Origin of the sequence: Sorangium sp. So ce185, from assembly GCF_051526825.1 — a bacterium.
GTDB classification, from domain to species: domain Bacteria; phylum Myxococcota_A; class Polyangia; order Polyangiales; family Polyangiaceae; genus Sorangium; species Sorangium cellulosum_D.
Genome location: NZ_CP150316.1, coordinates 9,382,223 through 9,404,301, shown reverse-complemented (window position 1 = coordinate 9,404,301; position 22,079 = coordinate 9,382,223). Strand labels below are relative to the sequence as shown.

Genomic DNA, 22,079 nt, shown 5'->3' with positions numbered 1-22,079 from the left:
CGTGGCGAGCGACGAGGTTCTACTTCAGGGCGGGTACGGCAGCCAGAGCGCGCCCGTCAGCGCCGTCGGCCGCGCCGCCGCCGCCGCCGCGGGCGGGCCCGCGCGCCGGGCGCCGCCGCGGATCACCCCGCCGCAGCCTCCGCGCAGAGCCGCCCGAGCGTCCGGACCGCGTGCTCGATGAGGTCGGTGAACGGGTAGCCGCAGTTCACCCGGATGTAGTTCGAGAACCGGTGCTTGGCCGAGAAGATCGGCCCCGGCGCGACGCTGATGCCGTGCTCGAGCGCGCGCTCGTGCACGTCGAGCGCGCTCGCGCCGGGCGGCAGCTCGACCCAGAGCACGAAGCCGCCGGCGGGGCGCGAGACGCGGGTGCCGGGGGGGAAATGCTCGGCGATCGCCTCGCTCATGCGCGCGACCTGGGCGGCGAGCCGGCGCCGGAGGGTGCGCAGGTGGTGCTCGTACCCGCCGATCTCGAGGAACTCGGCGATCGCCATCTGCGGCAAGGTCGCGCACGCCACGCTCTGCCCGAACTTGAGCTGCTCGACCTCGTCGAGGAAGCGGCCGGGGGCCGTCCAGCCGACCCGGTAGCCCGGCGCCATCGTCTTCGAGAACGACGAGCAGAGCATCACGAGCCCCTTGCGATCGAACGCCTTGGCCGGGCGGGGGCGCACGTCGCCGAAATGCAGGTCGCCGTAGATGTCGTCCTCGATGAGCGGCACCTCGCGGCGCGCGAGCATCGCGACGAGCCGCTCCTTCGCCTCGTCGGGCATGGCGCTGCCGAGCGGGTTGTTGAAGTTCGGGATCGCGAGGCACGCCTTGATGCGGTGGCGGCCCAGCATCTCCTCGAGGACGTCGAGGTCCATGCCCGTGCGGGGGTGCGACGGGACCTCGAGCGCCTTGATGCCGAGGCTCTCGATGAGCTGGAGGAGCCCGTAGTACGCCGGCGACTCGAGCGCGACCGTGTCGCCGCGGCGGGCGACCGCGCGCAGGCAGAGGTGGAGCGCCTCCATGGCGCCGACCGTGGTCACGATGTCGTCGGCCGAGAGCGCGACGCCCCACTCGACCGAGCGCCGGGCGATCTGCCGCCGCAGCGCCGGCAGGCCGGGCGGCGGGTCGTACGAGACGCCGGCGCCGCCCGCGCTCCGCGCGATCGCGCCGAGGATCCGGTTCAGCTTGTCGGTCGGCAGGAGATCGGGGCTCGGGCACGCCGCGCCGAACGGGACGATGTGCGGGTCCCGGGAGGCCCGGTAGACCTTGGAGACGAGGCTCTTCACGCTGACGCGCGTGGCGGTGGTGCAGGCGCGCGCGGCCCGCGGCTCGGGGAGCGCCGAGGCCCGGCGGGCGCGGACGTAGTGCCCCGACTGCGGGCGCGCCTCGATGAGCCCCCGGTTCTCGAGCTGCAGGTACGCCTGGAGCACGGTCGCGACGCTGACGCCCTGCTGCCGGCTGAGCCGCCGCACCGACGGGATCCGGTCGCCGGGCCGCAGCGTGCCGCGCGCGATCAGATCGGCGATGTGGGCGGCGACGCGATCGTAGAGGTGGGCCTCGTCCTCGGCTTCGATGGGCGCCTGCGCCTGCACGGAGACGATTGTACAACCGGGCGGGCGCTGCGGTACCGGTACAGCCGGCGGGCGTGAGGACCAGTACAGTTGTCCGTTTGGTGAACTGTACCGGCCTCAATGCCGGGCGGACTGCCTCTGTGCCGGTCGCTCGCTCGAGACCAAGCTCTGCGGCATGAAATTGACCTCACTTGTTCCGGAGGCGCGGTCGCGCCTCCGAGAGTCGTCGCGGATCGAGCTTGGGAAGGGGGGGCTGTGGACGCACCGCTTGCGGGGCGGTCCGCTGCTCCTGAGCTGCACCGCCGGCTCTGTCTGGATCACCCGAGAAGGTGAGCCGAACGACGTGGTGCTGGAGGCGGGGGCCAGCTATGGCGGCGAGGGGCGCGGGCTCCTCGTGGTGGAGGCGCTCGAGCCGGCGCAGATCGCGGTGGCCGCGGGCGAGGCGAGGCGGACGGCGCGGGCGGCGCTCGAGCGCGCGCGGGCGGCGCTCGGGGATGCGCGGGGGAGCTGGCTCGTGCTCCTCTCGCTCGCCGCGCTGTACCTGATCTGGGGCTCGACGTACCTGGCGGTCTCGATCGCGCTGGAGACGCTGCCGCCGTTCCTGCTGGCCGGGGTGCGCTTCGTGACGGCGGGCGCGCTGCTCTACGGCGTGCTCCGGCTGCGCGGGGTCCCGCGCCCGACCCTGCGGCAGTGGGGCGCGGCGGCGCGGGTCGGGGTGCTGCTGCTCGTCTTCGGCAACGGGCTGGTGGTCGTCTCGCAGCAGTGGGTGAGCTCCGGCGTCGCCGCGGTCGTGGTGTCCACGATGCCGCTCTGGCTGGCGCTGTTCACCACGATGCGGGCCGGGCGCGGCGAGGGCGCTTCCGCAGGGGCCCCGGAGGTCTCCCGGGGCGAGTGGCTCGGGCTCCTCGTCGGGTTCGCGGGCGCGGCGCTGCTCCACCTCGGCGGCGACCTCCACGCCGCGCACGTCGGCGCGCTGCTCGTCGTGCTGGCCCCCGTGGCGTGGGCGCTCGGCTCGCTGTACAGCCGCACGCTGCCGCTGCCGGCCGGGTCGATGGCGGTCGCGGCGGAGATGCTGGCGGGCGGCGCGGTGATGCTCGGGATCAGCGCGCTCGCGGGCGAGCGCCTCGCGGCGCCGCCGTCGGCGCGGTCGCTCCTCGCCCTCGGCTACCTGACGGTGTTCGGGTCGATCGTGGCCCTCAGCGCGTACGCGTTCCTGCTCCGGAGCACGCGCCCGGCGATCGCGACGAGCTACGCCTACGTGAACCCGATCGTCGCCATCGCGCTCGGCATCCTGCTCGGCGGCGAGCGCGCCTCCGCGGCGACATGGGCGGCGGCCGCCATCATCGGCGCCGGCGTCGTCATCGTCTCCCGCTCCCGTCACTAGAGCGGGGGGGCACCCGCACAGGAGACGGGCCCACCTCGGCGTTTTCGGTGCTCGGCGTACGTGAGTACGCCTGCGCGCCGAAAACGCCGATCTGGGCCCGTCTCCTGTGCGGGTGCCCCCCCGCTCTGTCTTCCTTTGGGGCAGCGCGGGGGCGGAGGTACCTCAACCGAGCAGCGTGCCGCGAGCTGCGGCGATCGGGGGCTGCTGGCGGGCGCCGCGCGGCGCGAGCGCCGTCGACCGTAGGCAATGCGGGAGGCGACGTGTAGTGTGCGGCGCGAGGAGGAGAGGTAGATGAAGCGAGGTTACCGGCTGCTCGGATGGGCGCTGCTCCTTTCCGGTGCGCCCCCGGCGTGCGGCGGCGACATCGGCGGGGCGACCAGCGCGACCTCGGGCAGCGGGGCGGGCACGACGTCGAGCAGCGCGAGCTCGGGCAGCGGGGGCGGCGGGGGCGGCGAAGGCGGGGGCGGCGGCGAAGGCGCCGGCGATGGGGGCGCGGGCGTCGGCGCGGGGCCGACGGGGGAGTGCGCGGCGGTCGCGCCGGGGCCGTTCGAGCCGACGCGGGTCACGGACGTGTTCAGCGGCAGCGAGGACTTCGCGTTCGATGGCCAGGGCTACCTCGTCGCCAAGCAGGGGCCGAACCTCGTTCGCTACGAGGCGTCGGGCCATACCTCGAACTTCGCGTCCCTGCCGGGCAACGTGCTTGGGCTCCGGTACCGGCCCGACGGGACCCTCGTGGCCGCGCGGCCCGGCATGGGCGACGTCGTCCAGATCTCGACGAACGGCATCGTCATCGATTACGTGAAGGGCCTCCAGGAGCCGAACGGCCTCGCTCCGGACGCCGACGGCAACGTCTGGGCGACCGACGCCGCCGCCGGCCGCGTGCTCCGCCTCAACCCGGACGCCACGGTCGACGAGATCGCGAGCGGCGCCCCCGAGGTGAGCCAGCCGAACGGGATCGCCTTCGATCCGGCGCGAAGGGCCGTGTTCTACACGAACGCCGCCGCCGGCGAGATCCGCAGGATCGACCTCGCCGACCCCGGCGCGCGGCCCTCGCTCGTGACGACGATCGCGTCGGCCACGCTCGACGGGCTCGCCCTCGACACGTGCGGTCACCTCTACACGATCGATAACAAGGACAGAGAGCTCTATCGCGTGCGGCTCGACGCGGGCGGGGCGGCCGTGGGAGAGCCGGAGCTCCTGGCGAGCTTTCCGACCGGGGTCGCCAATGCGCAGTTCGGATCGGGCCCCGGCTTCAACGCGAGGACCCTTTATGTCGGGGGCGCGGCCGGCTCGATCTACGCCGTCGCGGTCGGCATCGGCGGCGCGCCGGTCCCCGCGCCGCCGGAAGCGCCCTGATGAACGCTCCTCGGCGGCGCGCTGGCTCGGCGGCGGTTCAGCGGGCGCCCTCGGCCGCGGGCACGTCACCCTTCTTGAGCTTCTCTTGAAGCTCGCCGAGCCTCCCCGCCGTCCGGTCCAGGACGCGCGCGGCCTGCTCGAGCGCGATCCGCCCATACCCGATCGCCACCCCTGCCCAGGACGTGCCCCGCTCGCGCAGCGTCTCGATGAAAGGCGCCTTGGTCGCCGGCGCCGCGGCGCTCGCGTCGGCCTGATACGCGGACGCGGCGCTCCCGTTCACGCTGTTCTCGACCTTCGGCTCCGTGATGCTCTGGGTCTCACTCATGATCTGCCTCCCACCTCGGTTGGTCCCCCCGCGAAGGACGCGGGCGTACGGAAACGATCCATCGAGCACAGGCCGACCGTCCTCGCGCATCGCTCGCTCTCGCGAGAGCGCAAGATGCGATGTGCACTGGAACGAGGGGCCTCGCCTCGCGGCCATGCCAGCCAACAGATCCACGCTGTGGCCTCGTCGGAGGCACAAACGCGACGCAACGACACTGCGACGCGACGCGTTAACTGTCAAGGCCTCATGTCGATTTTGTTGCAGTCGTTTTTCGCTAAGCTGTTTGATGAGGACGCTGCGGCGGCCATCGCGTTCGCTCGGCAGGTCAACGAAGGGAGTCTCCCTATGTCGCTCGCGCGCTGGAACAAGGCCGCGCCTTCAAGGCTCTTCTGGTTCCTCGTGGTGCTGTTGCTGCTCGCCGTCCCCCCGCGCTCGCTCGCGCAGGCGCCCGCCGAGCCGACGGCGGCGCCTGCTGCGGGCGCGGCGCCCGCGGCGCCCGCGGCGAAGGCCGCCGCAACGCCGGCGCACGCGTCTGCGCCGCCGCCGGACTCATGGGCAGGTCAGCTGGAGATGCTCTCGCGCTGGGTCGATCAGCGCCGCGGGCCGGGGCAATGCGAGGGCCGCTGTTACGCGCTCGACCGGCTGCGCATCACCGGCGCGGTGGGCGAGGGGCCGCTCCAGTTCGAGCTCTCGGGCGGCGTGCTCGCGGACGGCCCGGTGGCGGTGCCGCTCTTCGGGCCGCCGGCGCACGTCCGCATCGAGGCCATCCTCGACGACGGACGGCCCGCGTCGCGCCGCGAGGCCGCGCCGATCAGCTTCGAGAACGACCATTACTACCTCTGGACCGCCGCGCGCCGCTTCGTGCTCCGGGGCACGCTGTCGCTCGACGGCGATCTCACGCTGCTCGTGGCCGGCCCGCTCAACACGTTCGAGGCCGACGTCACCGGCGGCTCGGTCGCGGAGGGCGCGCAGCTCTCGGGCCTCTCGGGGGCGACGCTCCACTTCAGCCGCGACGGGGGCACAGCGGCGCAGAGCGCGGGCCCCACGGTCTTCCAGCTCTCGCGCGCGGTGCGCGTCGGCCGGGAGGTCGGCTTCGAGTACCGGCTCGTGCTGCGGTCGGGCACCGATCTCGGCGTGGTGCGCCTGCCGCTCGCGTTCGGGGAGAAGGTGCTCGACGTCTCCGGCGCGAGCGGCTTCCGGGTCGAGGGCGAGGAGCTCGTGCTGCCCACCTCGGGCCGCACCGCCGAGGTGACGATCTCGGGCACGCTCCCGAAGGTCGGCGTCTTCTCGCCCGACCCGCGCTCGGCCTACGAGTGGTGGCTGTTCGAGTCGGACGCGGAGCACCGGCTCACCGTGAAGGGCGACGCTCGCCAGGTCGACGCCGCCGAGTCGCCGATCCCGCGGACCCAGGCGACGTCGCGCCTGCTGCTGGTCCAGCGCGGGCAGCGCGTCGAGGTCGCGGTCGAGCCGCTCGCGGGCGTCGAGGTGCTCGCCGCGGTGGTGCGCGAGCACCGCCGCACGCTGATCCTGACCGAGCGCGGCGACCTCGTGGCCGACGACGCGCTGACCTACGAGAACAACGGGATCGACTACCTGCCCTACGCGCCCGGCGGGCGGCCGATCTTCCTCGCCACGGACGGCAAGGCGCAGCGGATCATGCACCAGGGCGCGGCCGCGGAGGAGGTCCTCGTGCCCCTGCAGACGGGGAGCCACAGGATCCAGGTGCAGTCGCTGGGGCAGGCCGCGGTGCGCCCGCTCGGCGGATCCCTGGAGCTGCCGATGCCGCGCTACTCGCTCACCGCGAGCGAGGTGGCGCTCACGGTCGGGCTGCCCGAGCGCGTGGTGCCGCTCGCGCTGCTCGGCGGCGACCGGCCGGTGTGGTTCGCGGACGCGGGCGACGCCGTCGCCGTGGCGATCGGCTTCGTGGCGGCGTGGATCGCCGTCCGCCCCGGCGGGGCGCCGGGCCGCGCGCGCCTGCGCGCGCTGCGCGCGCTGGGCGGGCTGATCATGGCGGGCCTGTGGTTCGTGGCGCCCGCCACGTTCGTGGCGATCCTGGTCGGGATCGCGACGGCCGGGGCGGCGTGGCTCGTGGGGCGGCTCTTCCGGGGCACGAGCCGCGCCGTCGCGATGGTGGTGCTGCTCGGCGCGGGCGGCCTCGCGCTCCTGGTCGGGCTCTTCGCGGTCTCGGCGGGGCGCTACCGGTCCGAGCGGTGGAACTCGTACGAATCGGCCATGGCGCCGGCCGCGGCCCCGCGCGCCGTCAAGGGCGAGGAGCCGTCCAAGGGCGGCGGCGCACTCGCGCCCGGCGGCGCCGTGCTGGAGGGGGTGACGCCGGTGGCGCTGTCGCTCCCGGACTACGAGCGGTCGCTCCAGGCGAGCCGCGAGCTCGTCACGCGCGATCGCGCCTTCCGCCCCGTGCTCGTCTACACGACGTCCTCGGCGCTCGTGCCGCTGGCGCTGCTGTGGCTGGCCGGGGCGACGGTCCTCCTCGCCGCGCACCGCGCGCCGCTCACGGAGCTCTACCAGCGCGCGGCCGCGCGCCTGTCGCGCCGGCCCGAGGACGAGGACATCGACGGGCTCGGGGGCGGCAGGCCGCAGGGCGGCCCGAGGCCCGCGGCGCCGTTCGGCTGAGGCGGAGCCCGGGCGCCGGCGGGCCGGCGCGCATCGACGCTCCTGATGGCAGCGCGCCGTCAGGAGCCCGGGCTAGGCTCCCTCCACGCTCCTCGCGGCCGCGCCGGCGAGAGGGCGCGCCATCATGCGGAGAGCCGACCGACTGTTCCAGATCGTCCAGCAGCTGCGCCGCCGCCGCGTCACGACGGCCGCGCGCCTCTCCGAGGAGCTCGAGGTCTCGGAGCGGACCATCTACCGCGACATCCGCGATCTCATCGCGTCGGGCGTGCCGATCGAGGGCGAGGCCGGCGTCGGTTACGCCCTGCCCCGCGGCTTCGATCTGCCGCCGCTCATGTTCCAGGACGACGAGATCGAGGCGCTCGTGCTCGGCGCGCGGATGGTGGAGAGCTGGTCCGATCCGGCGCTCGTGCGCGCCGCGAGGCGTGCCCTCGAGAAGATCGAGGCGGCGCTGCCCGAGCGCCTCCGGCCCCGGGTCGCGGCGAGCGCGCTGTTCGCGCCGAGCTACCACATCCCGGAGGGCGCCACGGCGCACCTCGCCGAGCTGCGCGCCGCGGTCGGCGAGCGCCGCAAGATCCGCTTCGGCTACGCGCGCGAAGACGGCGCCCGCTCGACGAGGACGGCGCTCCCGCTGGGGCTCTTCTTCATGGGCACCTGCTGGTCGCTCGCCGCCTGGTGCGAGCTGCGCGCCGAGTTCCGCAGCTTCCGCCTCGATCGCATGCACGGCCTCGAGGTGCTCGACGAGCGCTTCGAGGAGGCGGAGGGCCGGACGCTGGACGACTTCTTCCGGTTCCGGCGGGCCGAGGCGAGCAACGATCGCGGCGATCGGTGACCGGCGAGGCGCGCCCTCGCGCCGTGGGAGCGTGGGCGCGGCGGGCCGCGCGCTCCGCGCTGCCGCGGATCGGTGGTACGACCGCGGCATGGCGTGGTCGCCCCGTGTCGCCGTGGCCCTCGCGCTCCTCGCGCTGGTCGCGCTCCGCATCGCGCAGCTGAGCCCTCCGAGCGTCGTCCCGCGAAGCGCCCCGCCCGACGTGTTCTCGGCCGAGCGGGCCAGGGCGCACCTCCTCGAGCTCGCCGCGGAGCCGCGCCCCACGGGCTCGGCGGGGCACCGGCGGGCGCGCGACTACCTGCTCGCGCAGCTCGCGGCGCTCGGCGTGCAGGCGGAGGTCCAGCGCACCTCGGTGCTCAGCCGGCAGTGGGGCCTGCCGTACGACGCCGCGCGCGTCGAGAACGTCGTGGCGCGGCTGCCGGGCGCGGACAGCACCCGCGCGGTCGCGCTCGTCGCGCACTACGACTCGGTGCCTGGCAGCCCGGGGGCCGCCGACGACGGCAGCGGCGTGGCGGCGCTGCTCGAGACGCTGCGCGCGCTGAAGAGCGGCCCCCCGCTGCGCAACGACGTGCTGCTCCTGTTCACGGACGCGGAGGAGGGGGGCGTCCTCGGCGGCAAGGCGTTCATGGACGAGCACCCGCTGCGCGGCGAGATCGGGCTCGCGCTCAACTTCGACGCCCGCGGGGCCGGCGGCGTGGTCGCGATGTTCGAGACCGGGCCCGGGGACGCGTTCCCCGTGCGCGAGCTCGCCCGCGCCGCGCCGATGCCGATCGCGTCGTCGCTCTTCCCCGCGGTCGCGCGGCGCCTCGGCCACAGCACCGATTTCAGCGTCTTCAAGCGGGCCGGCATCCCCGGGCTGAACTTCGCCTTCAGCGACGACGCCGCGCACTACCACACGCCGTCCGACACCGTGGACAACCTCGATCTCCGGAGCGTTCAGCACGCCGGAGACTACGCGCTCTCGCTCGCGCGCCGCTTCGGCGGGCTCGACCTGCGGCGCCCCGACCGCGAGGACGCGGTGTACTTCAACACCTGGGGCGCCCACGTCGTCTCCCACCCGATCGGCTGGGCGATCCCGATCGCCGCGCTCGTCTTCGGCCTGTTCGCGGGCGCCGCGGCGCTCGCGCGGCGCCGGCGCTGCGCTTCGCTCGGCGGCATCTTCGCGGGCTCGCTCGCCTTTCTGGCGCTGCTCCTCGGCGCCGCCGGGGCGGTGGGCGGGCTCGGGTGGCTCCTCCGGCGCGTCCACCCGGCGCTGCGGGCGATGCCGTTCGAGCCGTACAACGCGCCCGCGTTCCGGATCGCGCTCGCCCTCGCCGCGCTCGCGGTCTCGGCGGCGGGCTACCGGCTCTTCCGGCGGCGGCTCGGGGCCTGCGATCTCGCCCTCGGCGCGCTGCTCGTGTGGCTCTCGCTCCTCGCCGGGGCGAGCCTCTCCATGCCCGGCGCGAGCTTCTACTTCGCCTGGCCGCTCGCGTCCGCGCTGGTCGGCGTCGTGGCCGTGACGATCCGGCGCGGCGACGCCCCGCCGACGCTCGGCGACGCGGCGCTCCTCGTCGCGACCGCGGCGCCGGCGGTCGCGCTGGCGGTGCCCGGCCCGTACCTGCTCTTCGTCGCGCTGGGGCTGCCGATGGCGGCGGCGCCGGCCCTCTCCGTCGCGCTCGTGTTCGGGCTCTTCCTGCCGCACGCCGAGCTGCTCGGCGGCGGGGCCTCGCGGCGGCTCGCGCTCGCCTTCGCCCTGCCGGGCCTCGCGGCGCTCGCCGCGGCCTGCGCGACGCTCGGCTTCACCGAGGCCGAGCCCCGGCCGGCGAGCCTCGCGTACGCGCTCGACGCCGCCGGCGGGAAGGCCCACTGGCTCTCGGCCGACCGGGACCTCGACCCGTGGACCGCCGGGTACTTCCCGGCCGGGCGCGCGCAGGCGCCCTCGTTCGCGGTGCCGTACGTGCGCGTGGCCCACCAGAGCGAGGCGCCGGCCCTCGCCCTGCCGCCGCCCTCGCTCACGGTGCTCGGCGACGCGACGGGCGGCGGCGTGCGGTCGCTCCGGCTGCGCGTCGCGTCGCCCCGGCGAGCCCCCTGGCTGCTCGCCGAGGTGGCGTCCCCCACGGCAGTGATCCGCGCGGTGGTGGACGGGCGGCGCGTGGAGGAATCGGCCCGCGGGGCGGGGCGGAACCAGCGCTGGGGTTTCACCTACATGGGGTTGCCGCCGGAAGGCATCGAGTGGTCGCTCGAGGTCGAGGACGCGGGGCCGATCGAGATCCGGTTGATGGATCAGACGTACGAGCTCCCGCGCGAGCTCGCGCCCGGGTCGCGGCCGAAGGATATCATGGGGGTGCCGTACCGGCTCGCGGATTCGACGTTCGTGAGCGGGTCGTTCTGGCTTTAGCCCCGCGCCGCCGCGCCGTCACGAGAGAGCGAAGGAACCAAAGAGGCACAGAGAGCACAGAGGGAGAGAAATGATCTCTGTGCCTCCGCGGTTCAAACCCTTCCGCGGACGCGCTCAGTCGACGAAGATGGGCTCGCAGTTGGTGAACGCGAGCGTCGACTGGATGGCGAAGTTCGACGCCTCCGTGTGCCGCTCGGCGTGGAAGAAGTCGAGCGGATACTCCTGGCCGGGCGCGATCCCGAGCTCGGTGGCCATTGCATCGAGGTCGAGCTGGTCCTCCTGCGGGCTGTGGAGGCCGCCGAGATCGATGGCGAGCCGGTTGTTGATGAACACCCAGAGATCGTCGTCGCCGGAGAACCGGAACACCTCGCCGCCTTTGTAAACGAACTTCATGTGGAGCTCGAACGTGAAGTGGAAGTTGTGCTCCCTCCCCTCGTTCCCGAAGCCCTCCCCGTCGACGGGGAAGAAGGCCCGGTTGTCGTAGGTGGCAATGCCGTTCCCGTTGACCGTGGGCGTGATGGTGAACTGGATCGGCATGTTCACGCCGTCGACGTCGCGGTACCACTGATCGAACTCGGCCGGCCCGGTCGTGTGCTCGGTGCCGCCCCGGTGCGCATAGACGGGCTTCTGATCCGGGCCCAGCTCGCGCTCGACGATGCCCTTCAGGCCCTGGCCCGTGAACGTCTCGAAGTCGGGGTGCCCATCGCCGCCGTTGTAGGCGCGGAAGTCGCGCACGATCCCCGTGAGGTTCGTGTCGCACCCGCTGCCGCTGCCGCTGCCCGCGCCCGAGCCCGCGCCCGGCCCCCCCGTCACGCCGCTGCCGATGTCGTCGCCGCCCGTCGGCGCGCCCGCGCCAGCCCCGGCGCCCGAGCCGGAGCCGTTCCCGGAGCCGCTCGACTCGCCGTCGCTGCCGCCACAGGCGACCCCGGCCAGGACCAGCATCATTGCGAGCGGAGCACACCAATTCGATTGCCGCGGCTGAAGCATGCGAAGACTCCTTCTGAGCGTGACTGAGCGTGAGTTGCGCGCGCGAGGCGCCCGGGCAGGCAAACCAAACACCGGCCGAGGGCGCAAGGGAGAAGCGATCTTATCCCGCCGCCATCGCGGGTCGAATCATAAAATTGCGACGATGCGACAGAGCGGTAGGTCCGCCGGAGATGCGCTGAGCTGTGGGGCATTCACCGAGCGCCGTCGCTACAGTGGGCGCCGAGCCGCTGCGACAGCGCGGCCGGGAGGCGGTCGCAAAAGCCGGGCGCGCGGGGCAGGGGCTCGCGCCGCGCGGTGAGCCAGAAGAGCGCCGGGCCGAGCCGGCGACGCCGCGCGTCGGCCATGAGCGCGGCCATCGCCTTGCCGGTGTAGACCGGCTCCAGCGAGATGCTCTCGGCCGCGAGCGCCTCGCAGGCCGCGAGCGATGCGGGCGTCGGGGAGCCGTACCCGCGGCCGAGGTAGCCGTGAACGAGGTCGATCGGCGCCGCGGCGGGCACGGGCCAGGCGCCCTTCTGCGCGAGCAGGGCGCGGAGCTCGGCCGTGAGGGCGCCGAGGCGGAGGCGCGAGGCGAGGAGGCGCTCGACCACGGCGACGGCGACGACCCGCGACCTCAGGCCGCCGAGCGCGAGCCCGACGGCGAGCCCCGCGGCGGTGCCGCCGGAGCCGAGCGGGACGTAGACGCGCTCGGGCTCGGGGAGCTCGCCCGCGCGCACCTGCGCGCTGAGCTCGAGCGCGGCGCGCGCGACGCCCACCATGCCGAGCGCCGAGGTGGCGCCGAGCGGCACGACGGCCGCGCCGTCGCCGTCCCGCGCGCGGAGCGGCAGGAACAGCGATGGGCGCGCGAGCGCGAGCTCGAGGCGCGAGGGATAGAAGCGGATCGAGGTCGGCCCCGAGGCGATGAACGCGAGGTTGTCGATCACGCTCCTCGACAGGTCGGTCCAGAACAGGTGCGCGTGCACCCGCCGGCCGAGCCGCTCCGCCGCGGCGGCGAGCGCCGCGAGGTTGCCCGAGCCGATGCCGCCCGCCGCGGACCACGCCGCCGCGGTCGAGAGCGGGGGGGCGGCGAGCACGTAGTCGAGCTTCCGCATCTTCATCCCGCCGTGGACGGGCTCGCAGAGGTCGTCGCGCTTGACGCCGAGGTAATCGAGGCCCAGCGCGGCGGCGAGCCGCGGCAGCGCCTCGACGGGCGAGGGGGCGTCGATCCAGCCGAGCCGGGGAATGCGATCGATCGTCCGGAGGGCGGCTGCGTCGCGCATCGAGGGCACCTCGCGAAGGGGCGTCGAGGATACGGCGTCAGCCGGGCGCGCCGGCGCGCTGCCCGGCGAGCACCGCGTCCGGCTCCAGCACGAGCAGGCGCACGCGCCCCGTGGCGCAGAGCCGGCCCTGCTCGTCGTGGACCGAGCCCTCCCAGGCCTGGGTGCGCCGCCCGCGGTCGAGCGGCCGCGCCTCGGCGCGGAGCCGCCCCGACCGGACGGCGCGCAAGAAGCTCGTGTGGTTCTCGAGCCCGACGACCGAGCGGCCCTCCGGCAGGGCGTGGAGCGCGGCGCCGACCGACGCGAGCGTCTCGATGATCCCCGCGTGCACGCCGCCGTGCACGATGCCGTAGGCCTGCCGGTGCTGCGGCCCGACGTCGAGCTCGGCCTCGACCCCGTCGCCCGTCGCGCGGACGAGCCGGAGCCCCATGGCGCTGACCCAGCCGTCGATGTTCGCGGCGTTGAACGCCGCGGCGAAATCCTCAGGGTTCCCTTCGGCCATGGAGACAGCCTAGTCCACGCGCCGCCGAGGGCCTCCGGCAATCTCCCGGTGATCGCAAGATCTTCCAAGAACGGCGCGCGGCGCGCTCCCTAAGGTGAACGCCGACCCGAGGAGGTCGCCCGTAAGCGAGGTGTTTCATGGCCGAGATCATCCTTCATCACTATCCCCTGTCGCTCTTCGCCGAGAAGATCCGCCGGATCCTGGCGTACAAGAAGATCGCGTGGCGCTCGGTCGAGCAGCCGATGATGGCGCCGAAGCCGGAGCTGACGCCGCTCACCGGTGGGTACCGGCGGATCCCGGTCCTGCAGATCGGCGCGGACGTCTACTGCGACACGGCGTGCATCGCGCGGCGCCTGGAGCAGCTCTGGCCGGAGCCTGCCTGTTTCCCGCCGGGCCAGGCCGGGCTCGCCGGGCTGATCGAGGACTGGGCGGACCACCGGCTGACGTCGCAGATCGTGCCGCCGGTGGTCGTCGACCTGTTTCCTGCCCTGCCGCCCGGCATCCTGGCGGATCGCGCGGCGATGTCGCCGGCGCTCAGCAAGGAGGCGATCTTCGCGGCGGCGCCGCACGCCCTGAGCCAGGCGCTCCTGTCGCTCGACCGCCTCGACGGCCAGCTCCGCGGCCGGCCCTTCCTGCTGGGCGACGCGTTCTCGATCGCGGACGCGGCGTGCTTCCACCCGGTCTGGTTCATGAAGCAGAGCGCGAGGCTGTTCGCGGCCGTCGAGGCGCGGCCGGCGCTCGCGGCGTGGCTCGCGCGCATCGAGGCCTTCGGGCCGGGCGACGCGCGGCCGATGAGCGCCGCCGAGGCGCTCGCGATCGCCCGCGCGTCCGAGCCGGCCGACGTCGCCGGCGGGGAGACGGCGGCAGGAGAGGGGCTCCGGCCGGGAGCTTCGGTGGCGATCACGGCCGACGATCACGGTCCAGAGGAGAGCCGGGGCGTCGTGGTGCGGAGCTCGGCCGCCGAGATCACGATTCTGCGTCACGACCCGGAGGTGGGGGAGATCGCGTTGCACTTCCCGCGCGCCGGATATCGCATCAAGGAGCGGTGAGCCGCGCCGACCCGCCATCGCGGGCCGCGTTGGACGCCCCGCGCCCCGACTCCATCACGAAATCGAAGTCGACCCACGCGGACGCATGAGATCGACTCCTCTCCTCGGGCCGCGGAGATGCTTCGGCCGGTGCATCCGTGCGCTCCACAGCAGCACCGCCGCGACCGCCGGCGCCGCGACCGCCACACCCACGACCGCGAGCTCGAACGCCCCCCGCGCCCGCGGCAGGTTGAACAGCAACGCTTGCGCCAGCGTCAGCGCCGCGTCGCAGGTCACCAGCCCGGCCAGCACCAGAGAGAGCGTCTGCCCGTGCCGCTGGCTGAGCCGCAGCATGGCCGGCGCGAGGCACACGTCGAACGCCACCCACGCCCATTTCACGGAGGGTGACGGGAACCATCGCTCCGCGGGAGCGAGCGCGAGCAGCGCGGTCCACGGAATCAGCAGCCAGCCGAGCACCTCGAACACCACGGCCGGCCCGCGCAGCAGCGTCGCGAGCCCGAAGCGCAAGAGACCTCCGCGCGCGAACGCCGCGAGCGCGTCATAGATGGCCACGAGCCCGTGGCCGCCGGGCGGGTACATCAGGTAGATCGGGACCCAGCTGTCGGGCCGCAGCTTCGCCTTGAACGCGTAAAGGCCCTGAAAGTCGTAGAGACGTGCCCCGAGCCGCTGCGCCGCGCGCAACCCGCGCCGCACAGGCCCGGCGAGCGGGGCGAGGCCGAGCGTGACATACAGGCACTCCTCCGCCGCGGCGGTGCGCATCGCGTGATCCACGAGCAGCTCCGTGGTGCCGTTCGGCGCGGACGGGTCGCGCAGCAGGTCCTCCAGAAAGAGGCCGCGCCGCGCGTACACCGGCACCGCCGCGAGGAAGCCGACCACCGCGCCTCCGGCCTCCGCCACGACGTAGCGCCGCTCGCCGGCGAACGAGAACGGCTCCAGCTGCACGAGGAATCCCATGGGCGCCATCGGCCGCGAGGAGGCCCAGCGCGCCATGAGGCGCTCCACTTCGCGCCGCAGCGGGCTCTCGGCGTCCTCGATCTCGCCGGGGCTCACCGCGCGCGCGACCACGCCCTTCGCGCGCGCGCGCCGGAGCTGCTCGCGCAGCCGCCGGCTCGACCGGAGGACGTCGCCCCACCGCGCCGGATCCCACACCGGCTGCTCCCCGATGAGCATCGCGCTCCACGGGACCCGCTCGGAGAACCGCGCCTCCGCGCCGAAGAGGCACGCGCGCCGCCCCGCCGTCGCGGCTGCCTCCACGAACGCCCGCGCGACCTCGACCAGCCGCTCGGCCGCCGCGATCGGGGCGCCCGCGGCGACCCACGCGCCGCCGGTGTCGACATAGGCCACGCAGGCGTCGTCGCCATGGAACCAATACCGAAAGTCGGACTCCAGGGTCTGGAACGAGGTCGCGTTCCACCCGTGGCGTTTGAGCAGCGCGAGGACGCGCTCGCGGTCGGGGCCATGGTTCAGCGGCGGCACGGTCCGGCCGAGCATAGCGCAGGGGCGCTCCGGCGCTCGCAGCGCTGTTCGAGGCAGCCGCGTCGGTACGCCACGCAGGAGTCCAGCGGCAAAGGGCCTGATCGACAGCGCGCGCCGCGATCCGCCCTTGTAGAAAAGCGACGCTATATCGGTATTTGTCCGCGCCTCGGAGAAGGGCCTTCACCGCGCGCTCCGCGCGGGCGGCGGCTCGGCGCACGAGGGGCTCGAGTTCAGGGCAACCACGTGAAAGACTGCCGCGCGCTTCGCGCATCTCGAGCGATCGCGGGCGACCGAAAGGAGCAGGTCATGCGTCCTCGTGCTTCGTGCTTTGGTTCGACGATCTTCATCGCGGGCTGCCTCGCCGTCGCGGCGAGCTGCTCTGCGGCCGGCGAGGGCAAGACGGGCACGCCCGGCGGCGGCGGCGGCCCCGGGGACGGCCCCGGCGCCGGCGGCGACATCGGCGACGGCGACATCGGCGACGGCGACATCGGCGCGACGTTCCGTTGCGGTGACGGCGTCCTGACCTCGGACGAAGCGTGCGACGACAGCAATTCCCAGAGCGGGGACGGCTGTACCGGCGATTGCCTCTCGGTCGAGCTGGGCTGGTCGTGCCCGATCGCCGGCGCTGCCTGCACCCGCATCGCCCGCTGCGGGGACGGCGCCGTGGTGTTTCCGGAGCTCTGCGACGACGCCAATACGGCTGCGGGCGACGGCTGCTCGCCGACCTGCAAGGTGGAGGTGGGCTACAAATGCGCCGGCAGCCCGAGCGCCTGCGCGGCGACGACCTGCGGCGATGGCGCCCAGGAGGGGGCCGAGAGCTGCGAGGACGGCAACACGACGCCGTTCGACGGCTGCTCCTCGGCGTGCCAGGCCGAGCCCGACTGCTCCGCGGGCAGCTGCGTTTCCCGCTGCGGAGACGGCCTCGTGCTCGCGGAGGACTGCGACGACGGCAACAACATCGACGGCGACGGGTGCTCCGCGGCGTGCACGATGGAGCCCGGTTATGAGTGCGCCGTGCCCCAGCCCTCGGGATCCATGGCCGTGCCGGTGGTGTTCCGCGACTTCCGGGCGGCCCACCCCGACTTCGAGCCGAACGGTCCAGGCCGGAGCGCGCCGGTCTTCGGCATGGTCGCGAACCGGCTCGACGCGGAGAAGAAGCCGGCGTACGTGGCCGCGGCGAACAGCCAGGTGACGAGCGCGCAGAGCTTCGCCGACTGGTACCACGACGTGCCTGGCACCAACAGCACCACGGTCACCACCCTGACGCTGTGGGACATCGGAGATGGCCGCTTCGTGAACCGCTGGGGCGAGGACGGCGCGCCGTGGACGCTGCTGTCGCCGGAGAGCGCGCACTATTGCGGCAACGTGGGCAACGAGGTCGACGGGGAGCGCTGCACCTCGTCGGCCGAGAACACGGCGGCCTGCGGCGACATCCACGGCCCCGATTTCCACAGCTGCGAGGTGCGCGGCGGCGTCTACTGGGCGAGGTACGTGGACGCCACGTACGACGGCAACCCGCTGTTCTTCCCCGTCGACGGAGATCGGTTCACCCCGGCGGCCGAGCGCGTCCCCGCCGATATCTTCCCGAGCTACGGGGACGGGAGCTGGCTGAAAGAGGAAGGCACCCCGGACCATAACTTCCACTTCACGAGCGAGATTCGCTACTGGTTCCAGTACACGGCGGGCGAGCAATACGTGCTCGACTTCACCGGCGACGACGACGTGTGGGTGTTCATCAACGATCGTCTCGCGGTCGACGTCGGCGGCATCCACAGCGCCGTCACCGGGCACCTCGTCATCGGCGCCGACGGGACAGGGCAGGTGACCTACGCCGGGGGCGAGGACGACGTCATCCGGCCGCAGAACGTCGACCTCGGCCTCGCGGACGGCGGCGTCTACCAGATCGCCGTGTTCCACGCCGAGCGCCAGACGGCGGCGTCGATGTTCAAGCTCACGCTGCAGGGCTTCGCGACGGCGCGCAGCGAGTGCAGGCCGATCTGCGGCGACGGCGTCGTCGGCCTCGGCGAGCAGTGCGACGACGGCGTGAACGACGGCGGCTACGGCGAGTGCGGGCCGGACTGCCAGCTCGGCGAGTACTGCGGCGACGGCATCGTCCAGGGCCCCGAGGAGTGCGACGACGGCAACAACCGCGATGGCGACGACTGCGGCAGCGGCTGCCGCAACCTCATCCCCCGCTGAGCCGGCGCGCGCCCGCGCGCGGGCGGGGGAGGCCGCGCGCGCTCGCGGGGGAGGCCGAGCGCCGACAGCGTGCGCACATCTCCCACGCAGCGCGGAGGGCGCCTTTGCGCTACGACTGCGGGATGTTCGGTCCCGGGCATCCTCAGTATCGTCCCCAGCAGCCGCCTTATTACCCTCCCCAGCAGCAGCAGCCTTATTACCCGCCTCCGCCGCCCCCGCCGCAGCGCCCGAAGCCGGGCGTATCGCCGATCGTGATCGTGCTCGCGGTCCTTGGCGGGTTGTTCGCGCTCGGCGTCGGCGCCCTCGTCGTGATCGGCGGCGTTCTGTACGTGGTGGCGAGCGCGGAGCCCGAGAGCGCGGATCCCGAGAGCGCCGTCGTCGAGCCCGCGCTCACCGGCGCGCCGACCGCGGGCGGCGCCTCGCCCGTGCGGCCCGTGCCGCCCGCGTCGACGAGCACCCGGCTGCGCCCCGACCAGGAGGCCGACGAGGCGGCGGGCGCTGACCCGGCAAGCGGCGGCGACGGCGTCCCCGAGGTGCCGTCGCCCGCGGGCGACGACGGGGCGGGCGACGCGCCGGCGCCCGCGGTGGCCGGAGCGCGGACGCCCGCCGCCCCGAGCGCGGGCGCCGCGAAGGAAGGGTCGAACAGCGGGAGCGCGGCGGGCGGGACGTCGTGGTGGTGCACCGGCAGCGCGTCCGTGCGCGTCTGCGGCTTCGCGGGCGCCTGCAACTATCAGATGGTCTTCGGCAACGGCATGGGGAACGACCGCTTCATGGCGTCGCAGCAAGCCAAGCGCTCGTGCGAGGCGAGCGCGCGCGCGAAGGGCGCCTCGGCCATCTGCGTCGTGCAGTGCAGCCCTCGCTGACGCGGGCCGAGCTCGTCCCTGGCCTCGCGGAGGCCCGCTGCCCCGAGCAACAGCTCATCCCTGCGTCGAAGCGGCCGCCTTCACGCCGCGACCTGCGGGGCTCCCCTCCCGGCGAGGCTCAGCCCCTGAGGGTCGCGCCGTTGATGTGCGCGGCGAGATCGGCGTACTTCATGCGAAACCGGCCGCCGAGCTCGGGGACCGGCGCGCGGGGCGGGGGGCCCTGGCAGCTGTCCGACCCCACGGGGTTGCGCAGGATGACCGAGGCGGGCGCGCCGTCGGCCCCGCGCTCGATCTTCTCGGCGACGACCCAGTGATAGCCGCCGTCCCATTTCAGGAGAACGGGCACCTTCTCGCCGCGCTCCATCGCCGCGGCGACGTCGGCGGCGACGGACGCGCCGCTGCGCAGGAGAGACGAGACGCTCGTGTAGCTGCCGCCCATGATGTCCTGGAACAGGCTCGTGAAGTTGCCGAGCGGGACGCGCGAGTCGCCCCCCAGGGCGGCCCAGAACGAGTCGTTGTCCTCGGGGTTGTCGTAATCGAAGATCCAGCTCATCGCGGTCGCGTGGTTCATGAGCGCGGATTGGAACAGCCGGTCGATGTCGACCCGGCCCGAGGCGTCGCGCAGGATCGCGTTGCGCGGCATCCTGAGCGCGCGGCCCGAGCGGAGCGTCACCTCGCGCGCCTCCCGCGTGATCCCGTCGAGGATCCGCACGAACTCGGCCGGATCGACGCGCAGCAGGACGTACTCCATCGTCCCCGCGCCGCAGGTGCCGTGACACGCGCCCTGCTCGACGCGCAGCGGGTTGTCCACGTGCCGGATCGCCTGCGCGAGCACGAGGTGCGGATCGATGCCGCCCTCGAGCACGAGCTTCGGATCGCGCTGGACGCCCGCCATCGTCGCCAGGTTCGGCAGGAGCGCCCCCGTGTGCAGCCGGCCCGCCGCGAGGAGCCTGTCGAGCGCGGCGAGCGCGGGCGCGTCGCCCCGGAGCGCGCGCCGGACCTCGTCGAGGCGCGCGCCCCGATCGGCGGCGAGCGCGCCGGTGGCGGTGGCCGCGGGCCTGTCGCCGACGGAGTCCACGGCGGGCGGCGGCGAGTCCGGATCCGGCTCGGCCCCGGGCACCACCTGCGGGAGCTTGTCCCCATCCTTGAAATAGCCCTGATCGTGGGGCGAGGGCCCGCCGGACGCCTGGACCGCGGGCGACGTGCGGCCGAGCGCCGCCACCTGATCGGGGCTGAGCCCCGCGGCCTTGGCCATGGCCTCGTCGAGCGCCAGCGCACGCTGGGCCGCGAGGCGTGCGAGGCTTCGATCGAGGGCGGCGACCGTCGCGGCCTCGACGATGCCCGTCTGGGGCAGGCCCTCCGCGGCTTGCAGCGCGACGATGGCGTCGCGCGTCTTCCGCCCGAACGAGCCGTCGGCCATCATCGGGTGGCCGATCGCGCCGAGCGCCTCTTGTAAGGCGCGCACGCCGTCGCCGCGCGCCCCCTCCGCGAGCGTCGCCGCGCCTGCCGCGATCGATCTCAACACCTCGTTTGCCGCGAGCTCGGGGGCGCCGAGCCCCGTGTTCCCGTTGTCGCCCATGGTCCCCTCCGGCGATCGCCAGACGCGCTGGTTCCGTCCCAGGATACTACGCCGCGCCCGTCGATGGCACGCGCCAGCGGAGCCGACATCGACGCTCATCGTGTCATGATCGACCCGGGGAGCGGCGTCGTGGGGCCAGCGTGGCTCGAGCGGTGCGCGCCTCGGCTCAAGCCTCCGCGTGCGCAGGGCGCTCCGCGCTCGCGACATCGCCGCGCGGCGGCCGACCCTCCCTGGAAAAGACCATGGCGGCGTCCTCAACCGGGCCGAGCGTCATCGCGAGCAGATCGAGCACGTAGTTCTGGCGGAAGTTCCACGGCGCCTTCGAGCCCTGCTTGGGCAGGTGGTCCGCCGAGCGCTGCACGTAGCCCGACCTCAGGCCGAGCAGCGGCCGAGGATCGAGGTCCGATTCGTCAGGGCGGGGCAAGCACTCCCGGTAGCCGTGGCGATCCATGTGGCTTAGCAGCCGACAGACGTACATCGAGGCCAGCTCCGCGCGGAGCGTCCACGAGGCGTTGGTGTAGCCGAGGCAGAACGCGAAGTTCGGGACGCCGCCCAGCATCAAGCCCTTGTAGATGAACGCCCGCCCGGGCTCGAGGACGTCGCCGTCGACGTCGACGCGGATGCCGCCGCAGAACAGGAGCTCCAGGCCCGTCGCGGTCACGATGATGTCCGCCTTCAGCTCCTCGCCCGACTCGAGCAGGACGCCGTTCTTCGTGAAGGTCCGGATCCGGTCGGTGACCACCGAGGCGCGCCCCTCCTTCACCGCGCGGAAGAGGTCGCCGTCGGGCACGAGGCAGAGGCGCTGATCCCACGGATCGTAGCGAGGGTTGAAGTGCGTATCGACGTCGAAGTCGGGCGGCAGATGCCGGGCGACGCCGCTGCGGAGCATCCGCCTGGCGAGCCGCGGCGCGCGCTGGCAGACCTGGTAGACGAGCAGGCTGAGCGCGACATTCTTCCAGCGGGCGACGCGGTGGGCGATCCGCTCCGGCAGGTGCTCGCGGATCGCGTTCGCGATCGGGTCCTCCGCGGGCAACGAGGCGATGTAGCTCGGTGAGCGCTGGAGCATCGTCACGTGGGCTGCGTCGGCGGCCATCGCGGGCACGAGCGTCACGGCCGTGGCGCCGCTGCCGATGACCACGACGCGCTTGCCCCGGTAGTCGAGATCTTGCGGCCAGTGTTGCGGGTGCACCAGCCGTCCCTGGAAGTCGTCGGAGCCGGGGAAGCTCGGCGTATAGCCGCTCTCGTAGCGATAGTAGCCGCTGCAGACGTACAGGAAGTCGCAGGAGTAGCGGGCGCGCTCCTCGCCTGGGCCGACGTCCACCTCGACGGTCCAGCGCGTGTGCTCCGAGGACCACGACGCGGATCGAACCCGGTGATTGAACCGGATGTGCCGGTCGATGCCGAACTCCCGGGCCGTATCGCGCACGTACTCGCGGATCGACGGCCCGTCCGCGATCGCCTTGGCCTCCTTCCAGGGATGGAAGGAATAGCCGAGCGTGAACATGTCGGAGTCCGAGCGGACCCCGGGGTAGCGGAACAGGTCCCAGGTGCCGCCGATGGCGCTGCGCCCCTCGAGGATCGCGTACCGCTTGCCGGGGCAGCGCGTCTGGAGGTGGTAGCCGGCCCCGATGCCGGAGAGGCCGGCGCCTACGATCAGGACGTCGAAGTGCTCGATGGACATGCTGCGTTCTCTAGAGGCGAGCGCCGTTGCGCTCC

The 22,079-nt window shown here is 73.7% G+C and carries 16 protein-coding genes; 8 read left to right on the top strand and 8 right to left on the bottom strand.

All coding sequences use genetic code 11. The features are described 5' to 3' along the window. Positions 1-122 precede the first annotated feature (122 nt). On the bottom strand, positions 123-1,577 hold the full coding sequence (locus tag WMF26_RS34425; protein WP_437996193.1) for a PLP-dependent aminotransferase family protein: 1,455 nt from the start codon (positions 1,575-1,577) through the stop codon (positions 123-125). Between the two features lie 154 nt (positions 1,578-1,731). On the opposite strand from WMF26_RS34425, the gene yedA reads away from it, so the two are divergent. Then, positions 1,732-2,940, top strand: coding sequence for a drug/metabolite exporter YedA (gene yedA, locus WMF26_RS34420; protein ID WP_437996192.1), 1,209 nt, complete (start codon positions 1,732-1,734; stop codon positions 2,938-2,940). Positions 2,941-3,231: 291 nt separating this feature from the next. Continuing rightward, the gene (locus WMF26_RS34415) at positions 3,232-4,296 is read left to right on the top strand and encodes an SMP-30/gluconolactonase/LRE family protein (protein WP_437996191.1); all 1,065 of its coding nucleotides are present in this window, start codon (positions 3,232-3,234) and stop codon (positions 4,294-4,296) included. Between the two features lie 37 nt (positions 4,297-4,333). Here WMF26_RS34415 and WMF26_RS34410 read toward each other — a convergent pair whose 3' ends face one another. Continuing rightward, positions 4,334-4,621 carry a hypothetical protein gene (locus WMF26_RS34410; protein ID WP_437996190.1) on the bottom strand — a complete coding sequence of 96 codons (288 nt, stop codon included), beginning with the start codon at positions 4,619-4,621 and terminating at the stop codon, positions 4,334-4,336. A 345-nt stretch (positions 4,622-4,966) separates the two neighbouring features. Between WMF26_RS34410 and WMF26_RS34405 the strand changes: the two genes are divergently transcribed. The 3 genes from WMF26_RS34405 to WMF26_RS34395 all read left to right on the top strand — a co-directional run bounded on the left by WMF26_RS34405 (position 4,967) and on the right by WMF26_RS34395 (position 10,455). Continuing rightward, positions 4,967-7,252: a hypothetical protein gene (locus tag WMF26_RS34405; protein WP_437996189.1), complete on the top strand. Its 2,286-nt coding sequence runs from the start codon at positions 4,967-4,969 to the stop codon at positions 7,250-7,252. A 124-nt stretch (positions 7,253-7,376) separates the two neighbouring features. Then, a complete protein-coding gene (locus WMF26_RS34400; protein ID WP_437996188.1) occupies positions 7,377-8,081 on the top strand; it encodes a helix-turn-helix transcriptional regulator in 705 nt (234 codons plus the stop codon). Positions 8,082-8,169: 88 nt separating this feature from the next. Then, complete coding sequence (locus tag WMF26_RS34395; protein ID WP_437996187.1) at positions 8,170-10,455, top strand: M20/M25/M40 family metallo-hydrolase; 2,286 nt, start codon at positions 8,170-8,172, stop codon at positions 10,453-10,455. 114 nt (positions 10,456-10,569) lie between these two features. Here WMF26_RS34395 and WMF26_RS34390 read toward each other — a convergent pair whose 3' ends face one another. The 3 genes from WMF26_RS34390 to WMF26_RS34380 all read right to left on the bottom strand — a co-directional run bounded on the left by WMF26_RS34390 (position 10,570) and on the right by WMF26_RS34380 (position 13,197). Next, positions 10,570-11,400, bottom strand: a complete 831-nt coding sequence (locus tag WMF26_RS34390) for a fibro-slime domain-containing protein (RefSeq protein ID WP_437996186.1) — start codon at positions 11,398-11,400, stop codon at positions 10,570-10,572. Positions 11,401-11,633: 233 nt separating this feature from the next. Continuing rightward, positions 11,634-12,698, bottom strand: coding sequence for a 1-aminocyclopropane-1-carboxylate deaminase/D-cysteine desulfhydrase (locus WMF26_RS34385; RefSeq protein WP_437996185.1), 1,065 nt, complete (start codon positions 12,696-12,698; stop codon positions 11,634-11,636). A gap of 37 nt (positions 12,699-12,735) precedes the next feature. Further along, on the bottom strand, positions 12,736-13,197 hold the full coding sequence (locus WMF26_RS34380; RefSeq protein ID WP_437996184.1) for a PaaI family thioesterase: 462 nt from the start codon (positions 13,195-13,197) through the stop codon (positions 12,736-12,738). Positions 13,198-13,334: 137 nt separating this feature from the next. On the opposite strand from WMF26_RS34380, the gene WMF26_RS34375 reads away from it, so the two are divergent. Further along, positions 13,335-14,246: a glutathione S-transferase family protein gene (locus WMF26_RS34375; protein ID WP_437996183.1), complete on the top strand. Its 912-nt coding sequence runs from the start codon at positions 13,335-13,337 to the stop codon at positions 14,244-14,246. Positions 14,247-14,300: 54 nt separating this feature from the next. On the opposite strand, the gene WMF26_RS34370 is transcribed toward WMF26_RS34375, so the two are convergent. Further along, a complete protein-coding gene (locus WMF26_RS34370; protein ID WP_437996182.1) occupies positions 14,301-15,722 on the bottom strand; it encodes a phosphatidylglycerol lysyltransferase domain-containing protein in 1,422 nt (473 codons plus the stop codon). Between the two features lie 306 nt (positions 15,723-16,028). Here WMF26_RS34370 and WMF26_RS34365 point away from each other — a divergent pair, with 306 nt between their 5' ends. Both WMF26_RS34365 and WMF26_RS34360 read left to right on the top strand, forming a co-directional pair. Further along, positions 16,029-17,921 carry a DUF4215 domain-containing protein gene (locus tag WMF26_RS34365; protein WP_437996181.1) on the top strand — a complete coding sequence of 631 codons (1,893 nt, stop codon included), beginning with the start codon at positions 16,029-16,031 and terminating at the stop codon, positions 17,919-17,921. 122 nt (positions 17,922-18,043) lie between these two features. After that, on the top strand, positions 18,044-18,784 hold the full coding sequence (locus WMF26_RS34360; RefSeq protein WP_437996180.1) for a hypothetical protein: 741 nt from the start codon (positions 18,044-18,046) through the stop codon (positions 18,782-18,784). A gap of 118 nt (positions 18,785-18,902) precedes the next feature. Here WMF26_RS34360 and WMF26_RS34355 read toward each other — a convergent pair whose 3' ends face one another. Next, the gene (locus tag WMF26_RS34355; RefSeq protein WP_437996179.1) at positions 18,903-20,363 is read right to left on the bottom strand and encodes a peptidoglycan-binding domain-containing protein; all 1,461 of its coding nucleotides are present in this window, start codon (positions 20,361-20,363) and stop codon (positions 18,903-18,905) included. A gap of 166 nt (positions 20,364-20,529) precedes the next feature. Beyond that, positions 20,530-22,044 (bottom strand): flavin-containing monooxygenase, encoded by a 1,515-nt coding sequence (locus tag WMF26_RS34350; protein ID WP_437996178.1) that lies wholly within the window; start codon positions 22,042-22,044, stop codon positions 20,530-20,532. Between the last annotated feature and the right edge of the window lie 35 nt (positions 22,045-22,079).